Origin of the sequence: Pseudotabrizicola sp. (genome assembly GCF_030684215.1) — a bacterium.
Classification (GTDB): Bacteria; Pseudomonadota; Alphaproteobacteria; order Rhodobacterales; family Rhodobacteraceae; genus Pseudotabrizicola.
Genome location: NZ_JAUXOV010000015.1, coordinates 1 through 1,133, shown reverse-complemented (window position 1 = coordinate 1,133; position 1,133 = coordinate 1). Strand labels below are relative to the sequence as shown.

Below are 1,133 nucleotides of genomic sequence, written 5' to 3'. Positions count from 1 at the left end.
TACCTTTCGCGAAGCGGCGCGGCTGATGAAAAGCTTCCTGCCCGGCCATCCGCCCCATCACACCACGGTGCGTGACTGGTTGGGAAGAGTAGCCACGGGGCTCGAGAAAACCCGAACGACTTCAGGCGATTCCGTTGAAGCCCCGCCCAAAGGTGGTTTGACGGTTTTTCTGGACGGTGCGCATATCCGCTGTCGACCGGAGTATCAGCAGCGACACCTGGATCTTGTGGTCGGCAAGATTGAAAGTCGCAATATGTGCCGACGATTTGGCTTGGTCGCCAATGCGACGGCATCGCCAAGCAGCCGCATGCGAGAAGAGCTGTCCGACTATGGATGGAAGCCAGGCCGTCTGTTGACGGTAATCTCTGATGGCGAGCTTGCTCTCCCGAACCTCATACGGAATGCCGTGGGTGGCGACGGTCAGGTGAAACATATCCTCGACTGGTGGCACATCTCGATGCGCATTCAACATATCGAGGCCGCCGTTCAGGGTCTGGTCCAGACACCGGGGTTCACTGGAGTTCCAGTGCTGTTCCAGCGCCCCGCGAAAAGCCTCCGTTGGCGGCTTTGGCATGGCAGAGCACGGGTGGCGGAAACATATCTGAAGGCGCTGATGCATGATTGCGTCGGCCTCGGGGAAGAACCTCTGGCTGTCCGCACCGCTGCCGCTCGTGTGCAGGCCCGCTGCGAGACACTGTACACCTATCTCGCGAACAACATGGAAGCCCTTGTCGACTATGGCCGACGGTACCGTAACGGGCTGCCCATCTCGTCTTCTCGTGCCGAAGGATCAGTTGATGACATTGCCAATGCCCGCATGGGAAAGCGCAGGAGGATGCGTTGGTCGCCCAAAGGGGCTCACCGAGTAGCCGTCACAAGGGCCGCAGTTCTCGATGGTCGGCTGACCGTCGCAAACAGAAAACGCCCCGCATGACCCCCATGTTCTGTCCACTCCCCATTGATTTTGTTGACTTTCGTATACCGCATTTAAGGGGTCATCCTCAATTTGTGTGTCACGGTCTGACCGAGTTTCACAGATTGAAGGGATCAGGCCGTGGTATCGAAGAAGCATTGGGCTCCAACCGCCAGCGTCGAGGTTGGTGAGGTCCGCCAGTCTGAGACGGGTGCATGGG

Annotated in this window: 1 protein-coding gene; it reads left to right on the top strand. The window is 58.6% G+C overall.

Annotated features, from left to right (window positions below; translation table 11 throughout):
* On the top strand, window positions 1-934 hold a 934-nt coding region (locus Q8K08_RS01315), incomplete at its 5' end, for an ISKra4 family transposase (RefSeq protein WP_305248950.1).
* Window positions 935-1,133 lie beyond the last annotated feature (199 nt).